Raw genomic sequence first — 22,057 nt, forward strand, 5'->3', positions numbered from 1 at the left:
CGAACAGATAGAAGGGGCGCCGTTTGGCGCCCTTTTTTTATGGGCGCCGGATGGGCTATCCTCGGGCTCTCCCGCGCCGTCGTCAGAGCCGGGGCAGAGCAGGGAACCCCGATGATCACCAGCAAGCTGCCGAATGTCGGCATCACTATTTTCACGCAGATGTCTCAGCTCGCGGCGCAGACCGGAGCGATCAACCTTTCCCAGGGTTTTCCCGATTTCGACGGCCCGCAGGCACTGCGCGACGCAGTCGGTCGACACATCGCCAGTGGCCATAACCAGTATTCGCCCATGACCGGCCTGCCGGCGCTGCGCCAGCAGATTGCGGCGAAAATCACCCGCAGTTATGGCGCCAACGTCGATGCCGATACCGAAGTGACCGTTACCCCCGGCGCAACGCAGGCGATCTTCTGCGCCATCCAGGCAGTTATCCACAGCGGTGACGAAGTCATCGTGTTCGACCCGGCCTACGACAGCTATGAGCCCGCAGTAGAGCTGGCCGGCGGACGCTGCGTGCATGTGCAACTTGGGCTGAAAGATTTCTCCATCGATTTCGACAAACTCAGCGCAGCCCTGAGCCCGCGCACGCGGATGATCATCCTCAACACCCCGCACAACCCGAGCGGTGCATTGATCAGCCGTGCCGAGCTGGATCAACTGGCGGCATTGATCCGTGATCGCGACATCTACGTGATCAGCGACGAAGTCTACGAACACCTGGTATTCGACGGCGTGCCGCACGTCAGCGTGCTGGCCCATGAAGAGCTGTATCAGCGCGCCTTCGTGGTCAGCTCGTTCGGCAAGACTTATCACGTCACCGGCTGGAAAACCGGCTACGTCGTGGCGCCGCCGGCCCTGAGTGCGGAGCTGCGCAAGGTGCACCAGTACGTCAGCTTCTGTGGCGTGACACCGTTGCAGTACGCCCTGGCCGATTACATGGCCGAGCATCCGGAACACGTCGAAGAGCTGCCGGGCTTCTATCAGGCCAAGCGCGATCTGTTCTGTGATCTGCTGGCGCCGTCGCGATTCAGTTTCACTCGGGTCACCGGCACCTATTTCCAGTTGGTCGATTACTCGCAGATTCGCCCTGACCTGAACGATGTCGAGATGGCGATGTGGATGACCCGCGAGCACGGCGTGGCGAGTATTCCGGTGTCGGTGTTCTACCAGAGTCCACCCGAAGGCCAGCGCCTGGTGCGCCTGTGCTTTGCCAAACGTGAGGAGACGCTGCGGGAAGCGGCGGCCAAACTATGCGTGATCTGAGTGCGTTGCCCGATCTGAATCTGGCGCTGATCCAGACCAGCCTGGCCTGGCATGATCGTCAGGCCAATCTCGAGCATTTCGACGTTTTGCTCGAACAGGCGCGCGGTGCGGATCTGATCATCCTGCCGGAGATGTTCACTACCGGATTCTCCATGGAATCCGAAACCCTGGCCGAAGCCGAAAACGGCCCGACCAGCAGATGGCTGCGGGCCCAGGCAGCGAAGCTGAACGCGGTCGTCACGGGCAGCGTGATTATCCAGGCGGCCGACGGCAGCCACCGCAACCGTTTGCTGTGGGCGCGGCCGGACGGCGAAGTGCTGCATTACGACAAACGCCACCTGTTCCGCATGGCCGGCGAGCACAATCATTACACGCCCGGCGAGCGCCAGGTGCAGTTCGAACTCAAGGGCTGGCGGGTGCGTCCGCTGATTTGCTACGACTTGCGCTTCCCGGTGTGGAGTCGCGACGCTCAGGACACCGACCTGCTGCTGTACACCGCCAACTGGCCGGGCGCACGGCGTCAGCACTGGAACCGGTTGCTGCCGGCTCGGGCCATTGAAAACCTGTGCTATGTGGCGGCGGTCAACCGGGTTGGCACCGATGGCAAGGGTTTCGCGTATACCGGCGACAGTCAGGTGCTGGATTTCCAGGGCGAGACGTTGCTGGCGGCGGGAGAGGCTGACGGGATGTTCAAGGTGGTTCTGGAAGCGGCTTCGCTTGCCGCTTACCGCGAGCGCTTCCCGGCAAATCTGGATGCCGATACCTTCGAGTTCACCTGACATTTGCAGCGTCTGCAAAAGCCTTTTCGCGGGCAAGCCCGCTCCCACAGTGTTCTATGGTGTGCATGAGTCTGGGGTGCACCGGCGTTCTCTGTGGGAGCGGGCTTGCCCGCGAAGGGGTCATTACAGACAGCACCAGATTGGCAGGCAAAAAAAGGCCCCGGAGTTCGCACTCCGGGGCCTTTCGTATTGCAGCGGTCAGTTACGCCGCTTTCGCTTCCGGCTGGCTCAGCGAGCGGTTCAGCGCGCTGAACAGGGCCTTGAAGCTGGCGGTGGTGATGTTTTCATCGATGCCCACGCCGTGCACCGCACGTTCGCCGTTCACACGCAGCTCGATGTAGGCTGCCGCCTTGGCGTTAGTGCCCGCGCCGATGGCGTGTTCGTTGTAGTCCATGATTTCCACCGGAATCGGCAGACCGGCCACCAGGGCTTCCAGCGCGCCGTTGCCCTTGCCGCGCCAGTGCAGGTTGGTTTCGCCCTGACCCTTGCTCGCCACTTCCACTTCGACGGCGCTGTTACCGTTTTCTTCCTGCAGGCGATGGCTGACCAGCGCGTACGGGGTGTTGGCTTGCAGGTACTCGCTGTGCAGCAGCGCGTGGATTTGCTGCGCGGTCATCTCCAGGCCCAGGCGATCGGTTTCACGCTGCACGACCTGGCTGAATTCGATCTGCATGCGACGTGGCAGGCTGATGCCGTATTCCTGCTCCAGCAGGTAGGCGATGCCGCCCTTGCCCGACTGACTGTTGACGCGGATCACCGCCTCGTAGCTGCGGCCGATGTCGGCCGGGTCGATCGGCAGGTACGGTACTTCCCACAGTGCGTCGGATTTCTGCTGGGCGAAGCCCTTGCGGATCGCGTCCTGGTGGGAGCCGGAGAACGCGGTGTGCACCAGGTCGCCGACGTATGGGTGGCGCGGGTGAACCTGGATCTGGTTGCACTCTTCAACGACTTTGCGCACGCCGTCGATGTCGGAGAAGTCCAGTTGCGGGTCGAGGCCCTGGGTGTACATGTTCAGTGCCACGGTCACGAGGTCGACGTTGCCGGTGCGCTCGCCGTTGCCGAACAGGCAGCCTTCGACGCGGTCGGCGCCGGCCATCAGGCCCAACTCGGTGGCGGCCACGCCGGTGCCACGGTCGTTGTGGGTGTGCAGGCTGATGATCACGCTGTCACGACGATTGATGTTGCGGTGGAACCACTCGATCTGGTCGGCGTAGACGTTCGGCGTCGCGCATTCAACGGTGGCCGGCAGGTTGAGGATGATCTTGTGCTCAGGCGTCGGGTTCCAGACCTCGATCACCGCGTCACAGACTTCCTTGGCGAATTCCAGCTCGGTGGCGCTGAAGGTTTCCGGCGAGTACTCGAAGGTCCACTCGGTGTCCGGCTGCATGGCGGCGTATTTGACGAACAGCTTGGCAGCGTTCACGGCGATGGCCTTGATCCCGTCCTTGTCCTGGTTGAAGACGATGCGACGGAAAGAAGGGGAGGTGGCGTTGTACAGGTGAACGATGGCTTTTTTCGCCCCGCGCAGGGATTCGAAAGTGCGCTCGATCAGGTCTTCACGGCCTTGGGTCAGCACTTGAATAGTGGTGTCGTCCGGGATGTGGCCGTCTTCGATCAAAGTGCGCACGAAGTCGAAGTCGGTTTGCGAAGCGGCCGGGAACGACGCCTCGATCTCCTTCACACCCACCTGCACCAGGGTTTTCCAGAAGCGCAGTTTTTTCACCGCGTCCATTGGCTCGATCAACGACTGGTTGCCGTCACGCAGGTCGGAGCTGCACCAGATCGGCGCGGCATTGATGGTTTTCGACGGCCAGGTGCGGTCCGGCAGGTTGATCACAGGAAACGCGCGGTATTTCGAAGACGGGTCTTTGAGCATGCTCATCGGGAAATTCCTTATTGTCTGGGCCGAAAAGAGGCGGCCTGCCGGTGAAACGAACGTTCTTGGAAAAGCGTGGGACGAGGCGCAGCGATTCAGCCCGGCAGTCGTGCGCTGACGAGGCACAGGCTGCGGTGCTGGCGAAGCTGAATGAGGGTGTGAGAGGTTTTCATGCCCTCAACCCTAACTGCGAGGGATGAGGATGGCAAGCAGTCGGAAAAAATTGAGAGGAATACCCGGAAAGTGGTTTTTTCCGAGATTTTATTCTCTGAATCAAAGTGAATGTTTACAGAGATTGCGCAGTCCGTTCGTCGTGCGCAATCCCTGTGGGAGCGACCTTGCTCGCGATGGGGCCAGTCGCTTCACCCACAAATCAAGGCTGGAATGCCCCAATGAAAATCGCCGGATCGACCCGCGCATCGTTCAGGCTGACGTTCCAGTGCATGTGCGGCCCGGTCGCCCGACCTGTAGCGCCAACCTTACCCACCACCGCACCGCGCGCCAGTTGCTGGCCGTTCTGCACATCTATCTTCGACATATGGCAGAACATGCTGATGAAGCCCTGGCCGTGGTCGACGAACACGGTGTTGCCATTGAAGAAGTAGTTGCCGATCAGGATCACCTTGCCCGCCGCCGGGGTCTTGATCGGTGTGCCCGCCGGCACCGCGAAGTCCAGACCTGCGTGCGGATTGCGCTCTTCACCGTTGAAGAAACGGCGCACGCCGAACTTGCTCGACAGCGGCCCGTTGACCGGTTTGTCCAGCAGCAGATTGCTCGGGGTATTCGGGCTGAAGCTGCGATAGGCCTTGATCTGCTCGGCCAGTTCGCCCTCGATGCGCTTGAGGTTGGCCGGGTTTGGATTGACCTGTTGAGTGTTCTTCAGGGTGATGTGCTGTTCCGGGTATTTCTTGTTGCCGACACTGAAGCTGAGGTTACGGCCGCCACTGCTGATCTGCTGAGCGCCAGGTTTGACGGTCAACGGAACGCCGACAATCGCCAGCCAGTTGTTCTGCTCCTTGACCACCAGCACCGGTTTGCCCTGATACGTGGCTTTCGGCGCTTGCGCAGCGGTGCCCAGATCGACGACCGCCACGCCGCCCGGCACCGGTTTGTTCAGCAAGCGGGTGATGTAACTGTCGGCATGGGCGTTGAAGGTCAGACACAGGAACAGCAGCGGAGCAAGAAAACGCGGCATGGATCAGTCCAGTAAAGAGAGAGTGACAGGCGTCAGGTGATTGTCCTCGACGCGCACTTGCAGTTCGCCTTCGCCCAGTCTGGCCTTGAGGCGCTGGCCGGTGTGAGTCTGCGCGGCGTTGCGAATCGCGTTGCCGCGCTCATCCAGAAGAATGCTGTAGCCACGACCGAGAGTCGCCAGCGGGCTGACCACGTGCAGGGTCTGCATCTGGCTTTGCAACTGCAGGCGACGGCGTTTCAGGCCTTCGTTCATGGCGCGTGGCAGACGTTCGGCGAGGCTGTCGAGACGCTGGCGCAACAGGGCCAGCTGGCGTCCCGGATGCTGCCCGGCGAGGCGGGTTTCCAGGCGGATCAGGCGTTCACGACGGGTATTGAGCTGGCGCTCGAACGCCCGACGCATGCGCATGTCCAGATCATCCAGGCGCTGTGCCTGTTGACGCAGACGCTCGCCAGGATGGCGCAAGCGGCGGGTCATGCCTTCAAGGCGCAGGCGATCGCGCATCAAGCGGTCACGCATGCGCATCACCAACCGGCGATGCAGGCTTTCGACCTGACGGATCAGATGGCTGGAATCCGGGGCAAGCAGTTCAGCAGCAGCGGACGGCGTCGGCGCACGCACATCCGCCACGAAGTCACTGATCGACACATCGGTTTCATGGCCGACTGCGCTGACGATTGGCGTAACACAGGCATCGACCGCCCGGGCCACGGCTTCTTCATTGAAGCACCAGAGGTCTTCCAGCGAGCCGCCGCCACGGGCCAGGATCAGCGCGTCGAACCCACGGGCATCCGCCAGTTTCAGGGCGCGGACGATCTGCGCGGTGGCTTCGCGGCCCTGAACGGCGGTGGGAATCAGCGTCAGTTGCACCTGCGGCGCGCGGCGGCGGAACACGCTGATGATGTCGCGGATCACCGCGCCGGTCGGCGAACTGATGATGCCGATGCGCTGCGGATGCGCCGGCAGCGGCACCTTGCGCTCGGCACTGAACAGGCCTTCGGCGCTGAGCTTTTCCTTCAAGGCATCGAAGGCCAGGCGCAGGGCACCGTCACCGGCCGGCTCCACGGTGTCGAGGATCAACTGATAGTCGCCACGCCCTTCGAACAGCGAGACCTTGCCGCGCACCTTGACCGCCAGGCCATCCTTCAGCGCCTGACGCACCCGCGCCGCATTCTGGCGGAACAGCGCGCAACGCACCTGCGCGCCACTGTCCTTGAGCGTGAAATACACGTGGCCGGACGCCGGGCGGGCGAGGTTGGAGATTTCGCCTTCGACCCAGATGTTGCTGAACACGTCTTCGAGCAACACCCGCGCGCGGCCGTTGAGCTGGCTGACGGTCAGGACTTCGCGGTCGAGGCCGAGTCTTGCAAAGGGATCTTTAATCATGGGGCGCAGTTTAAAGGCATTCGCCGGTGAATGTCTGGAGGAAGTGTTGCACCAGAGGTGTGGGATTTTGCCGAGAAGCGAGGGCGACGGTGCTCTGGCAATCGCCGGTCAGCGGCAGAAATTTCACGCCGGTGGGCGCGATGTCCTGCATCGATTCCGGCAACAGAGCAATGCCGAATCCGGCCTGGATCAACTGCAATTGCGTGGTTTTGCGCGACATCACCCGCGCAGCCTGAGGGAAAAAACCGTGACGCATACACAGGTCGGCGCACAAATAACTCAGCCCGCCGCGCTGCGGATGCGGGATGGAGATGAACGCTTCGTCCTTCAATTGCGCCAGATCGACGGCCTCCGCCAACGTCAGTCGATGATTCGCCGGCACAGCAAGCAGCAAACGTTCGGTGTAGAGCGGCACAATCTGAACGCCCTCGCGCTGGCGCAGCACCGGCAGGCGCAGAAGGCCGATATCGAGGCGACCCTCGGCCAGTTCTTCAAGTTGTGCTTCCGAGGAGAGCGAGCCGATGTCCAGCGAAACGCCGGGTTGCTGCTCCAGATATGCGCTCATGTCGTGCAACAGTCGGCCGCTGATCGGCACGGTGCTGGAGTGACAAAGGCGCAAGGTGCCGCGCTGGCCCTGGCCGATTTCTGTGGCCAGGGTGCTGGCCTTGTTCAATTCGTTGAGCAGGTTTCTCGCTCGGGGCAAAAACGCTTCGCCAGCGGCGGTGAGCCGGGGCTGGCGTGCGGTGCGTTCGAACAGCGGCGTTTGCAGGCGGGTTTCCATGTCCTTGATCTGCCGGCTCAGCGCCGACTGAGCAATGAACAGCCGTTCGGCTGCGGCACTGAAGCTGCCGCTCTCGGCGATTTCCACGAAGTAACGCAATTGGCGGGTTGAAAGCACGAGGCATGCCTTTTCGAGATGGCTTGGCGGTTTCGAAGATATTAGTCGCAACCCTCGGCGCTGGCTAAAGTCATCGCAGGCTTATAAAGGAAGCGAGCGAATGAGTGTGGCGGGGTTGTTGAGCGAATGGTCGTGGGGTGCACAGGGCTGGGTAGTGATCGGGTTGGCCATCGCGCTGGCCTACATCGTGTTCGGGATTGCCGGTTTCGGTACGGCGTTGGTAGCGGGGCCGATTCTGATTCTGTTCATGCCGCTGTCGAAAATCGTGCCGTTGCTGGTGCTGCTGGATTTCGTCGCGGCGTTCGGCAATTTGCTGCCGTCGCGGCGGGATGTGGCGAAACCGGAGTTGCTGCGGCTGCTGCCGTGCATGGCGCTGGGGTGCACGCTGGGGGTGATTTTTCTGCTTAACCTCAAGTCCGATCTGCTGTTGCTGTTGATGGGATTGTTCATCAGTGCTTATGCGATCTACAGCTTGTGGATCAAGGCGCGGCCGGCGCAATTGTCTGCCGGGTGGGCGTTGCCGATGGGCACCGTGGGCGGACTGTTCGGGGCATTGTTTGGCAGCGGCGGCTTTCTTTATGCGATTTACCTCAACAGCCGATTGCCCAAGGACGCGGCACGGGCCACGCAAAGTGCGCTGATCAGTTGCAGCACGGTGGTGCGTTTGAGCCTGTTCGCCATCGCCGGGGTGTATGCCGAGCTACCCTTGTTGATGCTTGCGTTGTGCCTGTTGCCGGCCACGGCGCTGGGCTTGTGGGTCGGACGGCGCTTGACCATGCGCCTGTCCCGCGAGGCCTTCGTGCGGCTGGTGACCTGGCTGGTGCTGGCGAGCGGGATTGCGCTGATCGGCCGCTATTTAAGCACTTGACCTGAGTGGCTCAGGGATTAAGCTGCCGGCCTTTAGGGCCTCTTCGCGGGCAAGCCCGCTCCCACAGATTTCTCAGATGTACACAGGATGTGTGAGCGACTGAGAACCTTGTGGGAGCGGGCTTGCCCGCGAAGGCGTCAGAAGCCATACCGCAGGACTTTTCATGAATTCGCAGAGCATCATCGTCCCGAAAATCTCCAACCTGCCGGTGCACGAGCCCCGCGCGCGGGCGATTCTGCGCTGGCTGGTGCGCAAGAACATCGTCAAGGAAGAGCTGAGCACTTGCGGACGTACCGGCAATCGCATGGCCTACGCCATCGCCGATGGTGCCCGTGCGGTGGTGCTGCACCCCGAGGCGCTGCCGTTCGGCGAGCCGATCAACGGTCTCGAGGTCATCACCAAGCGCTGCATCTACACCCCGGCCAAGGGGTTTCTCGAAGAAGCCGGTTGTGCCGAATGCCGTCAGGAAATCGGCGAAGCGCTGTTCGAAAGCCTGGAAGACTGGATGCCGGGCCGCACCGATAACTTCACCTGCCCGGAATGCGGGCATGAGGACGACATCAACGGTTTCCTGTATTTGCAGGAGTGCGGGTTTTCCAACCTCGGGTTCATCTTCAACAACTGGCTGGAGGCGGGCTTCAAGCAGAGTTTCATCGACGAATTCGCCGACTGGCTGGATCAACCGGTGAGCTGGGTCAAGGTCGAGTTGTAAGGGGCGTTTTTCCCGTACATCAGCAACATTGATATAAGACAAGTTTTACATTGAGCCCGGTAGGGTGTCTGAGTATAATGGCGCGCTTCCATTTTCCCGCTCGGGAGCCCCCGCGATGCTGCGTATCAGCCAAGAAGCTCTGACCTTCGACGACATTCTCCTAGTGCCCGGTTATTCCGAGGTGCTTCCTAACGAAGTCAGTCTGAAGACCCGCCTTACCCGTGGCATCGAGCTGAACATTCCTCTGGTTTCTGCCGCCATGGACACCGTCACCGAAGCCCGTCTGGCAATCGCCATGGCTCAGGAAGGTGGCATCGGCATTATCCACAAGAACATGACCATCGAGCAGCAAGCTGCCGAAGTTCGCAAGGTCAAGAAGTTCGAAGCCGGTGTGGTCAAGGACCCAATCACCATCGAGGCTGACGCCACGGTTCGTGATCTGTTCGAACTGACCCGCATGCACAACATTTCCGGCGTTCCGGTGCTGCACGATGGCGACCTGGTCGGCATCGTCACTTCCCGTGACGTACGTTTCGAAACCCGTCTGGATGCCACCGTTCGTGAAGTGATGACGCCGAAAGAGCGTCTGGTCACTGTTCGCGAAGGCGCCGACAAGAACGAAGTCCGCGAGCTGCTGCACAAGCATCGCCTGGAAAAAGTCCTGATCGTCGACGACAAGTTTGCCCTCAAAGGCATGATGACTGTCAAAGACATCGAAAAAGCCAAGGCCTACCCGCTGGCCAGCAAGGACGACCAGGGTCGTCTGCGCGTTGGCGCTGCGGTCGGTACCGGTAAAGACACCGGTGACCGCGTTGCAGCCTTGGTCCATGCCGGGGTGGACGTGGTGGTGGTCGACACCGCTCACGGTCACTCCAAAGGTGTGATCGACCGCGTTCGCTGGGTCAAAGAGAATTTCCCTGAAGTGCAGGTGATCGGCGGCAACATCGCCACCGGCGCTGCCGCCAAGGCTCTGGCCGAAGCCGGCGCCGACGCGGTCAAGGTCGGTATCGGCCCTGGCTCGATCTGCACCACCCGTATCGTCGCCGGTGTCGGCGTTCCGCAAATCAGTGCCATCGCCAACGTTGCCGCTGCCCTTGAAGGCACCGGTGTTCCGTTGATCGCCGACGGCGGCATCCGTTTCTCCGGTGACCTGTCCAAGGCCATCGTGGCCGGTGCTTCCTGCGTGATGATGGGCTCGATGTTCGCCGGTACCGAAGAAGCGCCGGGCGAGATCGAACTGTTCCAGGGCCGTTCCTACAAGGCTTATCGCGGCATGGGTTCGCTGGGCGCCATGTCCCAGGCTCAAGGTTCTTCCGACCGTTACTTCCAGGACTCCTCGGCAGGCGCCGAGAAACTCGTTCCGGAAGGGATCGAAGGCCGTGTTCCTTACAAGGGCACCCTGAGCGCGATCATCCACCAGTTGATGGGCGGTCTGCGTTCTTCGATGGGTTACACCGGCAGCGCCAACATCGAAGAAATGCGCACCAAGCCTGAGTTCGTGCGGATCACCGGTGCCGGCATGGCCGAATCCCACGTTCACGACGTGCAGATCACCAAGGAAGCGCCAAACTACCGCGTAGGTTGAGGCTTCAAGCAAAACGTTAAATGACCGGGGCTGTTTTATTCAGCCCCGAGTCGTTTCTGAATCAAAGACTGTTTCTGAATTATTTAGACGAGACTGAATCATGGCCCTCGACATTCACGCTCACCGCATCCTGATCCTCGACTTCGGTTCGCAATACACCCAACTGATCGCCCGCCGCGTGCGCGAGATCGGTGTGTACTGCGAACTGCACCCGTTCGACATGGACGAAGATGCGATCCGCGAATTTGCGCCAAAAGGCGTGATCCTCGCCGGCGGTCCCGAGTCCGTGCACGAAGCCAACAGCCCGCGCTGCCCGCAAGCGGTGTTCGACCTGGGCGTACCGGTCTTCGGTATCTGCTACGGCATGCAGACCATGGCCGAACAACTGGGCGGCAAGGTTGAAGGCTCCGAGCTGCGTGAGTTCGGTTACGCCCGCGTTGACGTGGTCGGCAAGAGCCGCCTGCTCGACGGCATCGAAGACCATATCGACGCCGACGGCCTGTTCGGCCTCGACGTGTGGATGAGCCACGGTGATAAGGTCACCAGGATGCCGAGCGATTTCCACATCCTGGCCAGCACCCCGAGCTGCCCGATCGCCGGCATGTTCAACGACGAGCGCGCTTACTACGGCGTGCAGTTCCACCCGGAAGTGACCCACACCAAGCAGGGCGGTCGCATCCTGTCGCGTTTCGTTCTCGACATCTGCGGCTGTGAAGCCCTGTGGACTCCGTCGAAGATCGCCGAAGACGCCATCGCCAACATCCGCGCACAGGTCGGTACCGACAACGTGCTGCTGGGTCTGTCCGGCGGTGTGGATTCCTCGGTGGTTGCGGCGCTGCTGCACAAGGCCATCGGTGATCAACTGACCTGCGTCTTCGTCGACAACGGCTTGCTGCGTCTGCACGAAGGCGAGCAGGTTATGGCCATGTTCGCCGAGAACATGGGCGTCAAGGTGATCCGCGCCAACGCTGAAGACCAGTTCCTGAACAACCTGGCCGGCGAAGCCGATCCAGAGAAGAAGCGCAAGATCATCGGCCGCACCTTCATCGACGTGTTCGATGCCGAATCCTGCAAGCTCGACAACATCAAGTACCTGGCCCAGGGCACCATCTACCCGGACGTGATCGAGTCGGCTGGCGCGAAAAGCGGCAAGGCCCACGTGATCAAGTCGCACCACAACGTGGGCGGCCTGCCGGAAGAAATGAACCTGAAACTGGTCGAGCCGCTGCGCGAACTGTTCAAGGACGAAGTCCGTCGTCTGGGCCTGGAACTGGGCCTGCCGTACGACATGGTCTACCGTCACCCGTTCCCGGGCCCGGGCCTGGGCGTGCGGATCCTTGGCGAAGTGAAGAAGGAATACGCCGACCTGCTGCGTCGCGCCGACCACATTTTCATCGAAGAACTGCGCAAGGCCGACTGGTACCACAAGGTCAGCCAGGCCTTCGTCGTGTTCCAGCCGGTGAAATCGGTTGGCGTGGTCGGCGATGGCCGTCGTTACGCCTGGGTCGTGGCCCTGCGTGCGGTGGAAACCATCGACTTCATGACCGCCCGTTGGGCACACCTGCCTTACGAATTGCTGGAAACCGTTTCCGGCCGCATCATCAATGAAATCGAGGGTATCTCGCGCGTTACTTACGACGTGTCGAGCAAGCCGCCAGCGACCATTGAGTGGGAGTGATCCCGCGTCGCGCCATGACGGTGTGAGTGCTGGCAGTCCAAGGCCGCGTGAACGGTGTTCACGCGGCCTTTTTGTTGCCGCTTACAAAGGCCCGTGCCAGCCGGCCAGGGTCAGGCCCCGCTCGTTCAGCGCCTTGATCAAGGCTTCGACGCTGCCGAAGCGCTTCTCATGGAGCGTGGGCCAGGCGGGACGCTCGATGAAATAGCGGCCGGATTCAAAGTGGATCGGCGTACGTGCAATCACGTTGTCGCGACCGCGGTGCAGAAGCAGCGTTTCGCGGGGCTCCTGTTTCAAGGTGTACATCCCCGGACGACTCAGCAATTGATCGATCTCCTTTTTCGTCCCGGCTTTCCACGGTGTTTGCACTTGCAGGCGGATATCACCTTTTACGCGGCCGGTCGGATTGCCGTTATGGTCAAGAAAAGTCTTGCCAGGGTCCGGTTCGAATCCGCGAGCCTCGCCGTAGCCGACATCCTCGATGCGCAGGCCGACGGCGTCTTCCAGCTCACTGACCCCTGCGACGCCCTCGAAGGTATTGGAGTGTGAATTGCCCATGAGCGCGGCCCATTTGTGCGGGCCGCGTGCGGCCTGGTCGGCCTCGATGATCGTGTGGGCAAAGAAGTTCATCATCTTCTGGCGGATTGTCGGGTCGAGGCCTCGCATGCCTTCCAGTCTGTAACTGGCCATGCAATCGATGGCTTGGATGCGCACGCCGTGGCGGTTGGCCTCTTTCACCAGATTGAGAAAGGTGTAGCGCCGTGTCGGGTCGGTCATGTGACCCTGGTCGAGGCTTTCCAGATAAAGCTCAAGGTCCTGGGACATCACGGAAGTCCTGGCGAAGTTGTCCAGGGCTGCCTGATGGAAGTCCGTGAGCAGGTGTTCCATGTAAAGCGTTTTCACCCCTTTGCGGGCCAGGGTCGGCATCTGTTCGATGAGCCACTGTTTACTGCCGATATCGGCATGGCTCTCACCGATGACCAGCCCCTGGAACCGAGCGAGCAATTGTTCGATGAATGACTCGGCTGTCACGGTCGGGTCTACAGTAGGCAGGACCGGACGCGGACGTAAGTTCAGCTCTGCGAAGAAACGCATGGCAGCTTCGCGCAGCTGCCTGCGCAGAGCCCTGAATGCGTTGAGGGGGGAGTGACTGTCGAGGCTCTCGAATGCATCGCCCAGTATGCGTTCATTGCCGATGATGGCGGCGTTCTTCAGTTCGCTGCGAAACGGTTTGGGAATGTCATAGGGCGAAGGGGTGGCAGCGGTGTCAGTCAGCGGCATTTCAGGAGTGGCCAACGTACCTGCGTCGGCAGGTTCGATGCCTGGGGTTTCTGGCGTTGCCATCGGATCGATTCGCACCCGTTTGAGCGTCAAGCCTTCATCTGCCAGCGCTTGTGTCAGCTCATGCACACTGTCGAAATGACGGCCGCTGACTGTCGCCCATCGGGGGCGAACGATGAAAAACCCTCCGGCATCCTGCTGGATCGGCGTATGTACCAGCGTCCCGTCGCCGCTGCGGTGGACCAGCGTGGACGGTTCCTGAAGCATGAACATGCCTCTTGCGGGCAAGGCCTCTTCCAGCGTGCGGGCGGAGGCCAACAGGGGCGGCGCATTCAATTGCAAACGCATGTCGCTTTTGATCAGATCGATGGGGTTGCCCAACAGGTCCCGCACCTTCTTGCCCGGGTCGGTCGATAACACGCCAGCCTTGCCCACGGGCAGTTCTTCGATGCGCAATGAAGCGGCACCCTCCAGCTCGCTGAGTCCGGCGACCTTGTCGAAGGTGCTGGCGCGTGCCTCATCTACCAGGGCTATCCAGCGATGGGATCCTCGTGCTGCTTGGTCGGCCCGGATCACCGCGTCGGAAAAATAATTCATCATCTTGCGGCTGCTGACCTCGGAGGTGTTCTCCATAGTCGGAAAGCGGCGGCTGGCCATGCAATCGATGGCTTGTACGCGGATATGGTTTTTCTGGGCGGCTTTCACCAGTTCCGTGTAGGAATGGGGGCCGGCAGGATCGGCAGCGAACCGGGTGTCGAGGGCTTTGAGATAGTCTTCGAGTGCGGGTGGCAGCTTGCCAGTCTTGTGGAACAAGTCCAGTTCCGCCTGATGGAAATCGGTCAGCAGATGATCCAGATACAGGGTTCTGACCTTCTGTTTGTTCAGTGCCTTGAAGTTGTCGATCAATACACCACGGGCGCCTGAAGCGGCGTTGTCTTGACCGAGCACCAGCCCCGGGACTTCCTTGAGCAGACGCTTGGTCATCTCCGCGAAGGGAGTCGCAGGCTTGAATGGTGGTATGGCTGGACGCGGAGGCAGATTCGGGGCGCTGAAAGAGTCGATGGAGGCGTCATACAGGCTGCGACGCAGCATCTTGAAGTCCTGATAAACACTGTCGCTTCCCTGCAGGCTGTCCAGCGCAAAGTCATCGGTCTGGCCTTGCGCTACCGAGCGCAGCGTCGCTCTGTAGGGTTGAGGAACGTCATACGGCATGGGTTGCATCGCCACCTCGGGCAGCGGATCGGCAGTGTGTCCCCAGGGCCAGTCGCCGAATATTTTTCCGCCTCCCCTGAGGCCTGGGCGTGCGACAGGTTGCCACTTGAGTGCTTCGTTCAGGCGTACCGGCACGTTGCGATAAAACGAATAGGGATTGCTCGGATCGACGATAACCCAGCCGCGCATCTGCTCGACGTAGCGCACCTGGTAGAAGCCGTCGGATCCGGCACGGCGCATATAGATGTAATGCTTGCCGGAAGCGGTTTGAATGATCCCCTGCAGTTTCGGATTGCCGGTCTCCATCCGGGTGCTTTCGCCGATTTCGGTCTTGAACGATGCGAGAAAATCCTCCGGTGCCGCAGGCAGTACCTGTTTCGGCGCGATCTCGGCCAGCGTTGGCAGCGGCGAGCGGGCCAGTGCCGCTTCGGCGAGTTTTTCTTGCGGTGCGATGGACAGCGCCGTTTGAGCGAGTTCTTCTTCCGGTTCGATAAATGTTTCGGTTTCGGCAATTTCGGGCAGAAGCTCGCCGCCCTTGATGAAAAGGGCGTTGAACACGGTATCGATGGCCGTGAATATCGCCCCGGTCACGCCAGTCTTGCGCGCCTCTGGCGTCTTGCCATTGACTGCCTGGTCGATCTGCAGGCCAACGTTGGCGATGCCTGCACCGACCACCGCCAGCGCCACCGGCCAGCCAACGGCTGCCATGGGACCGAACATGCGATTGAAAGCATTCAGATAGCCGACCCACAGTTTTTTACGCAGATCGCCATTGGAATGCATCATGAATTCCCCATCGCTGATCATGCGGGCGTGGGTGGCGGTTCCCAGAAAAGTGAACACATCGGTGGTCAGTGCATTGCCTGTACGGGCGACGAGGGAGTGATCGTCGCTGTCCCAGGTACTGACCAAGAGATCCAGCGCATGATTGAGTCCGACATTCTCGATATGCGGGGCGCGCCACAGTTCCGAGACGACTCCGGCGAGCGGGCCTAGTGCCCAGAGCCATCGCCGTTTCGCGACCGCACGCCATGATGTGTCCTCGATGATGTCGTGATCGGCGACCTGGAAATGCGCCATGAAGCGTTTTCGATCGGAAGGTTTTCTGATTTGCGACAGCACCCACCAATGCAGGTCGCGAGCGTTTTGCAAGGCATGCACCCCCCAGATTTCCCCCGGTACGTAAAGGATCACGCCGCCATGGCCATCGGTGATGCACAGGATGTCGGTCGCGACGAAACCGCCGATTTTCAGCAGGCCGATCCGCAAGCCGTCAGCCGGCAGGGCTTCGTCTTCGAGCATCTGGCGGGTGACCGGCCAGCTCACATTGCCGGCGACCGCTTTGACGGCCGTTCTGAAGTTGTCATCCGACAGCCGACCACTTTCACGATCCTCCATGGCCTTTGCCAGAAAGGTGCATTTGGCCAGGGACCTGAAGGTCTTTGCGTGTTTGCTCCAGAACGCATCGACTTTTTTCCGGTAACGATCGGCAAAGTTGATTCCCCAGAACGCTTTCAATACATCACTGCTGTGCAGGCGTACCTCGTTGCTCTCGTTGTAGGTGCCCGCCTCCGGTCCTGCGGTGTAGAAACCGGCATCGGCGTCGAGCAGGTCGGCGTTGTCCTGGTCGTGAACGCTGAATCGCTGGATCACCAGCTGTGGCAGGGTCATCGATTCACGCGGAGTTTCGAACAGGTGCTCCCAGCCTGTGAACGTTCGAGAGCTGCTTTGTGCTGCGTGAAACCGATGCCAATAAACCTGTTCGGGTTCCAGGTGGGCGAGGTCATGTCTGGCGAGGATGTCCTTGGCGATGGCGCAGGCCATTTCGTACATGTCGGGGCAGGCCGCGACCAGTGTCGGCACCAATGCCTTGAGCGCCTTGCGGTCGTCGGCGTTGGGCAGGGCGATGTCTTTTGTTGTGTCCACAGTCTTTCCTTGAGCGTGGTGGTTGAAAAAAACACCGCGATCATTTCAAGTGCAGGCACGACATGTCTGTCAGCTAGGGTGACGATTGATTGTCGTATTTGGGGAAAACCGGATAGGAAAACTCCGCAGCGAACGAGCGATCCGTAACCCGAGCGGGTCGAAATTGACCCGCCCGGTTTCCGATCAAGCTGGAAGACGGCTTTGGAGTTGCATTCCCATCTGCTTCAGTGCGCTGGATAACTGTTCAAGATTATCGTAGGGAACGCGGTTGACCGTCCCCCAGGATGGTCGATCAATGTAGTAGCGCCCATCCGCGAAAGTCTGAACGGGGGTTTGTACAACCTCGCCCGTCTGGCTGCGGTGAAACAATCGGTAGACCCCTTCGAAACGATCGAAAACATACATGCCTGCGCGATAAAGCAATTGATGGATCTGCAACTCGCTGCGGCTTACCAAAGGCGCTTCTGCGCGCAATAGCAGATCGGCGAAATGGGTATCGACGGTTCCGCGCAATGTCTGTGTCTGTGGATGGGGTCCGCGTTCTATCGCAACGCCTGGGTCTGGCTCAATGCGCTCGCCCTGTCCCGGATCGACTTCCTCGATCCGAACGCCGATTCCACCTTTCAGTTCGCTGATACCGGCCACCCCTCTGAACGTATTGGTATTTTCAACTCCCGTCAGCACCACCCACTTGCCAACGTCATTCATGGTCTCGTCGATGAACATGATGTCGGCTGTCAGGTGGGTGGTCGCCATCTGCTGTTCAGGCAGCGTGAGCGCAACGGGTTTTTTGTAGGTCGCCGCACAATCGGTGGCCTGGACCCGAATACCGTTTTGTCGGGCCGTCCTGACCAGCGCCAGTTCGTCAAACTGCGCTGCGGGATCGGTGCCGAGCCGGCTCAGGTACAGTTGCAGGTCTTCGGACATGACGCCGGACCTGAAGTAGTCATTCAGTTCGACCTGGGCAAAGTCATTGAGCAATCGACGTACGTAGAGTGTCTTGACTCCATTGCGCGCCAGCACGGGCATGTTCTGGATGATCAATCGCATGCTGGTGATACGGTCCGGGGTCTCGCCAATGACCAGGCCGGGCGCTTCTTCGAGTGCCTGTGCAATGAAGTCGGCGAAGGTCGTCGAGGGCGTGACCGCCGGAATCGGCGGGCGTGGAGGCAGGTTCGCCCATGGAAGGTTGCCGAAGAAGCGTCTGGCGGAAGTCAGGAGTGCGCTCGCCCTGTCGGCGCAATACAGCGCATAACGGTCTGGAGCGATAAACCCGCCATCGGGACCAATCTGCAGACGGACATGGGTTTCGCGCAGTTGCAGCGCCCAGCGTTTCAGCTCGAGCCGTCGTGCCCCGGCAACGTCATAGGGCGTCTGGACCTGATGGATCGCATTGGAGGTCGAAGGCTGGGGTTCGGCAGGGGGTGGGGCAGATGAAGCGACGGGTTCTACGGGCTGCGCGGACTCCTCGGGTGTCGGCTCGAGCTCGTCGAGTTCCAGTACCACGTCTACGGTGCATTGTTTGCCGAGGCATTGACCGCCGCCCTTGAGGCCCAACTGAGTCATGCGCTCCCAAACCCCTTCGTCATTCAAGCGCACCGGCATTGCATGGATAAGCTGATTGGGTCTCACCGGATCGACGATCGCCCAGAATCCGCCGCCCTGTGAGTCGGTGAAGTAGCGGACGTAATAAGCCGTGTCGTTCATGACGATGGCGTAGGGAGGGTCGGTATTCAGCCTGTAGATACCCTGAAACTTGCCAGTCTCGGACACCGGCGTCAGACCTTCCAGCAGTTCGTTCGATCGATAGTGTGGGGGAATCTCAGGCACCTGCACGGTTTCAGGCGCTGTCGAAGACAACTCCTCCAGGGCCGGAAACACTTCATTCGGATGTTCCGGCTCCAGTTCGGTTGCCGTATCGGCCTCGGCCATTTCTCCGGTCTCGACGGCTGGCGACGCACCATCGAACTCCGCAAGAAACGGCAGGTTGAACAACGCATCGATACCACTGACGATTGCTCCGATCACTCCATCCTTGCGCTCCGCGGCAGTCTTGCCGTTGACCGCCTGATCAATGTTCAGCCCCATGCTGGCGAGGCTGGCGCCGATCACCGGCAATGCCACGGGCCAGCCGACGACGGCCATCGGACCCAGTACTTTGAGACCGGCGCTCAAGTAGCCGATCCACAGCTTCTTGCGCAGATCGCCATTTGAGGTCAGGGAAAGGTCGGCTTCAGCGAACATGGCGTTGCGGGTGGAATCACGAAGCCAGCTGAACGCGTCCTCGCTGACTGCCTGTTCATTCTGATTGATAAGGTGATGATCGCCGTGCCCCCAGGTGGCGACCAGGCGATTCATCAGATCGCTGATGTTCTCGGTCATCGAGTGCCGGTCGGCCAGCGGGAAGTGTTTGAGGAACAGCTCGCGCGGCGCGTTTTCGTTCAGTTGTTGCAGAGCCCACCAGTGCAGCTCGTAAGGTGTATTCAGTACATGGAATGCCTGAGCGTCTCCGGGGACGTAAACGATATGCCGCCCCTTTGAATCGATGATGCGCAGGATGTCCGTGGCGACATGGCCGGCGATATCCAGGGTGTAGACCTGCGCGCCATGGACGCCCCCGGTTTCTGTTTGCAGGGTGTGCAGGTCGACGGGCCAGGTCAGCGGGCCGATGACCGCATTGACCACTGTCAGAAAGTCATCGTCACTCAGGTGACCGAGCTCCCGCGCTTCGACGGCTTTGCCGAGGAAGCTGCATTTTGCCAGGGTGCGGAACTCGCCGGAGTGGTTGTTCCAGAAGGTTTGCAGTTCGTTGCGGTAACGCTCGCTGAAGTTGATGTCCCAGAACGCCCTGAGCACCTCGTTGCCGTGCAGGCGAACCTCGTTGGTTGCATCGAAGTTTTCGGCGTCAGGCCCTGCGCTGTAAAAGCCCCCGTACAGATCCAGCAAGTCGGCATTGTCCTGATCGGTGACTCGGAATCGCTGAATCACCAGTTGCGTCAGGGTCAGGCTCTCATAGGGTTTTTCACCATAGTGCTGCCAGCCGGTGAAGGAGACGGCCAGGCTCTGCGCAGTTCTGAACCGGTGGTAATAGACGTGATCGGGGTCAAGGTCGGTAATGCCGTGTCTGACCAGCAGCTCTTTGGCTACCCGATGGGCTGTGTCGTTGAGGCTCGGGCAAGCCGTGACGACCTGGGTGGCGATGATCTTGAGCGCGGCTTTGTCGGCAGCGTTGGGCAGTGAGCGGGGTTCTGCTGTGTTCATTGGCTCTGATCCTTGAGAAGAGGGCTGGAGAATGAGCCATTCGTTCCAGGGCGGTGCGGTACATATCTACCACCCGCCGGTGGACGGATCTGCGGCCATCCGCCGCGTCACCCTTACTGTTTCGCAAGCGCAGGTGTATCGTATTCGCCTTTTGCGGGCGCCCTGGCCTGCGGCTGATCTGTGAGGTAGTTGTGTCCATGTCCTTTTCCCGTCGACAAATCCTCGGTGGCCTGGCCGGTCTGGCAGTGGTTGGCGCGGGAGCCGGCGGCGCGACGCGTTACTGGTTGGGCAAGGTTGCGGATGCCAACGCCGGTCACGACTACGAACTGATCGCCGCGCCACTGGATGTCGAGTTGGTGCCAGGGCACAAGACTGAAGCCTGGGCCTTCGGCCCGTCGGCACCGGGCACCGAATTGCGCGTGCGTCAGGGTGAGTGGCTGCGGGTGCGATTTATCAACCATCTGCCGGTGGCGACGACCATTCACTGGCACGGCATCCGCCTGCCGCTGGAGATGGATGGCGTGCCGTACGTTTCGCAATTGCCGGTGCTGCCGGGCGAATACTTCGATTACAAATTCCGTGTGCCGGACGCCGGCAGCTATTGGTATCACCCGCACGTCAGCAGCAGCGAAGAACTCGGTCGCGGGCTGGTCGGGCCGTTGATCGTCGAGGAGCGCGAGCCGACCGGATTCAAGTACGAAAAGACCCTCAGCCTGAAGAACTGGCACATCGACGACGAGGGCAACTTCGTCGAGTTCAGCATCCCGCGCGAAGCGGCCCGTGGCGGTACGGCGGGGCGGCTGTCGACCATCAACGGCGTACCTTCGCCGGTGATCGAGCTGCCGGCGGGGCAGATCACCCGCGTACGCTTGCTCAACCTCGACAACACCCTGACCTATCGCATCAACATTCCCGGCGTCGAAGCGCAGATCTATGCGCTGGACGGCAACCCGGTCGAGCCGCGCCCGCTGGGCAAGGAATACTGGCTCGGCCCGGGCATGCGCATCTGCCTGGCGATCAAGGCACCGCCGGCCGGTGAGGAACTGTCGCTGCGCAATGGCCCGGTGCGTCTGGGCACCCTGCGTTCGGTGGCCAACAATGATGCGCCGACCGACTGGCCGAAAGCGCTGCCGGCCAACCCGGTGGCCGAGCCGGACCTGGCCAATGCCGAGAAACTCAACTTCAATTTCGAATGGGTCGGGTCGGTGTCGGTGAATGTCGACAACGGCAAACCGCCGAGCCTGTGGCAGATCAACGGCAAGGCCTGGGACATCACCGACAAGACCTGCGCCGACCGGCCGATCGCCAGCCTGAAACTGGGTCAGAGCTATATTTTCGAACTGAAGAACATGACCCAGTACCAGCACCCGATCCACCTGCACGGCATGAGCTTCAAGGTGATTGCATCAAACCGGCACAAGATCGTGCCGTACTTCACCGACACCTATCTGCTGGGCAAGAACGAGCGCGCGCAAGTGGCGCTGGTGGCGGATAACCCGGGGGTGTGGATGTTCCACTGCCACGTGATCGATCACATGGAAACCGGCCTGATGGCCGCCATCGAGGTGAAGTGATGCGCCAGATTCGCCCCGCGGCGATCATCGACCGCAGCCGAGACCGCGACTTCATGCGTGAAGCCTTGGCCTTGGCGGCCCAAGGCGCGGCCCTCGGCGAAGTGCCGGTGGGCGCGGTGCTGGTGCAGGACGGCGAGATCATTGGTCGTGGTTTCAACTGCCCGATCAGCACCAGCGATCCCAGCGCACACGCAGAAATGGTCGCGATCCGCGCCGCCGCGCAAGCGGTGGATAACTATCGTCTGCCGGGCAGCACGCTCTACGTGACGCTGGAACCGTGCAGCATGTGCGCGGGGCTGATCGTGCACTCGCGGATTGCGCGGGTGGTGTATGGCGCGCTGGAGCCCAAGGCCGGAATTGTGCAGAGCCAGGGGCAGTTCTTCACTCAGGGCTTTCTCAACCATCGAGTGTTGTATGAAGGCGGGGTGCTGGCGCAGGAGTGTGGGGCGGTATTGACCGAGTTCTTCCGGGCACGGCGCGCGAAATCCACAGACTGAACACAAAACCAATGTGGGAGCGAGCCTGCTCGCGATAGCGGTCTGACATTCAATACTTCGGTGGCTGTCAGATCC

The 22,057-nt window shown here is 60.8% G+C and carries 15 protein-coding genes; 9 read left to right on the plus strand and 6 right to left on the minus strand.

The features are described from left to right. Nucleotides 1–111: 111 nt before the first annotated feature. Both CAF76_RS28180 and CAF76_RS28185 read left to right on the plus strand, forming a co-directional pair. The gene (locus tag CAF76_RS28180) at nt 112–1,260 is read left to right on the plus strand and encodes a pyridoxal phosphate-dependent aminotransferase (RefSeq protein ID WP_085649334.1); all 1,149 of its coding nucleotides are present in this window, start codon (nt 112–114) and stop codon (nt 1,258–1,260) included. Further along, the gene (locus CAF76_RS28185; protein WP_085649333.1) at nt 1,248–2,039 is read left to right on the plus strand and encodes an amidohydrolase; all 792 of its coding nucleotides are present in this window, start codon (nt 1,248–1,250) and stop codon (nt 2,037–2,039) included. Before CAF76_RS28180 ends, CAF76_RS28185 begins: the two co-directional genes overlap by 13 nt. A 202-nt stretch (nt 2,040–2,241) precedes the next feature. On the opposite strand, the gene leuA is transcribed toward CAF76_RS28185, so the two are convergent. The 4 genes from leuA to CAF76_RS28210 all read right to left on the minus strand — a co-directional run bounded on the left by leuA (nt 2,242) and on the right by CAF76_RS28210 (nt 7,391). Further along, nucleotides 2,242–3,921: a 2-isopropylmalate synthase gene (leuA, locus tag CAF76_RS28190; RefSeq protein WP_064599237.1), complete on the minus strand. Its 1,680-nt coding sequence runs from the start codon at nt 3,919–3,921 to the stop codon at nt 2,242–2,244. Nucleotides 3,922–4,288: 367 nt separating this feature from the next. Then, nucleotides 4,289–5,110 (minus strand): peptidoglycan DD-metalloendopeptidase family protein, encoded by an 822-nt coding sequence (locus tag CAF76_RS28200; protein ID WP_085649332.1) that lies wholly within the window; start codon nt 5,108–5,110, stop codon nt 4,289–4,291. Nucleotides 5,111–5,113: 3 nt separating this feature from the next. Then, nucleotides 5,114–6,493, minus strand: coding sequence for an exodeoxyribonuclease VII large subunit (gene xseA, locus CAF76_RS28205; RefSeq protein WP_007956669.1), 1,380 nt, complete (start codon nt 6,491–6,493; stop codon nt 5,114–5,116). A 10-nt stretch (nt 6,494–6,503) separates the two neighbouring features. Beyond that, nucleotides 6,504–7,391: a LysR family transcriptional regulator gene (locus tag CAF76_RS28210; protein WP_085649331.1), complete on the minus strand. Its 888-nt coding sequence runs from the start codon at nt 7,389–7,391 to the stop codon at nt 6,504–6,506. Between the two features lie 100 nt (nt 7,392–7,491). Between CAF76_RS28210 and CAF76_RS28215 the strand changes: the two genes are divergently transcribed. From CAF76_RS28215 to guaA, 4 genes are all read left to right on the plus strand, one after another. After that, a complete protein-coding gene (locus CAF76_RS28215) occupies nt 7,492–8,259 on the plus strand; it encodes a sulfite exporter TauE/SafE family protein (protein WP_085649330.1) in 768 nt (255 codons plus the stop codon). A gap of 163 nt (nt 8,260–8,422) precedes the next feature. Next, nucleotides 8,423–8,971 (plus strand): hypothetical protein, encoded by a 549-nt coding sequence (locus tag CAF76_RS28220; protein WP_011335799.1) that lies wholly within the window; start codon nt 8,423–8,425, stop codon nt 8,969–8,971. 115 nt (nt 8,972–9,086) lie between these two features. Continuing rightward, nucleotides 9,087–10,556 (plus strand): IMP dehydrogenase, encoded by a 1,470-nt coding sequence (gene guaB / locus CAF76_RS28225; RefSeq protein WP_085649329.1) that lies wholly within the window; start codon nt 9,087–9,089, stop codon nt 10,554–10,556. A gap of 100 nt (nt 10,557–10,656) precedes the next feature. Further along, nucleotides 10,657–12,234, plus strand: coding sequence for a glutamine-hydrolyzing GMP synthase (gene guaA / locus CAF76_RS28230; protein WP_064599229.1), 1,578 nt, complete (start codon nt 10,657–10,659; stop codon nt 12,232–12,234). Between the two features lie 81 nt (nt 12,235–12,315). Here the strand turns inward: guaA and CAF76_RS28235 are convergent, their stop codons facing one another. Both CAF76_RS28235 and CAF76_RS28240 read right to left on the minus strand, forming a co-directional pair. Then, on the minus strand, nt 12,316–16,587 hold the full coding sequence (locus tag CAF76_RS28235; protein ID WP_371857951.1) for a membrane-targeted effector domain-containing toxin: 4,272 nt from the start codon (nt 16,585–16,587) through the stop codon (nt 12,316–12,318). 246 nt (nt 16,588–16,833) lie between these two features. Then, a complete protein-coding gene (locus CAF76_RS28240) occupies nt 16,834–19,911 on the minus strand; it encodes a membrane-targeted effector domain-containing toxin (protein ID WP_085649327.1) in 3,078 nt (1,025 codons plus the stop codon). A gap of 31 nt (nt 19,912–19,942) precedes the next feature. On the opposite strand from CAF76_RS28240, the gene CAF76_RS28800 reads away from it, so the two are divergent. The 3 genes from CAF76_RS28800 to tadA are packed head-to-tail and all read left to right on the plus strand — an operon-like array spanning nt 19,943 to nt 21,982. Beyond that, nucleotides 19,943–20,095 carry a hypothetical protein gene (locus CAF76_RS28800; RefSeq protein ID WP_156669359.1) on the plus strand — a complete coding sequence of 51 codons (153 nt, stop codon included), beginning with the start codon at nt 19,943–19,945 and terminating at the stop codon, nt 20,093–20,095. Between the two features lie 13 nt (nt 20,096–20,108). After that, complete coding sequence (locus CAF76_RS28245) at nt 20,109–21,485, plus strand: multicopper oxidase family protein (protein ID WP_064599224.1); 1,377 nt, start codon at nt 20,109–20,111, stop codon at nt 21,483–21,485. Continuing rightward, nucleotides 21,485–21,982, plus strand: coding sequence for a tRNA adenosine(34) deaminase TadA (tadA, locus tag CAF76_RS28250; protein ID WP_085649326.1), 498 nt, complete (start codon nt 21,485–21,487; stop codon nt 21,980–21,982). Before CAF76_RS28245 ends, tadA begins: the two co-directional genes overlap by 1 nt. The last annotated feature ends 75 nt before the right edge of the window (nt 21,983–22,057 follow it).

It is taken from the genome of Pseudomonas sp. B40(2017) (genome assembly GCF_002112855.1).
Lineage (GTDB): Bacteria > Pseudomonadota > Gammaproteobacteria > Pseudomonadales > Pseudomonadaceae > Aquipseudomonas > Aquipseudomonas pharyngis.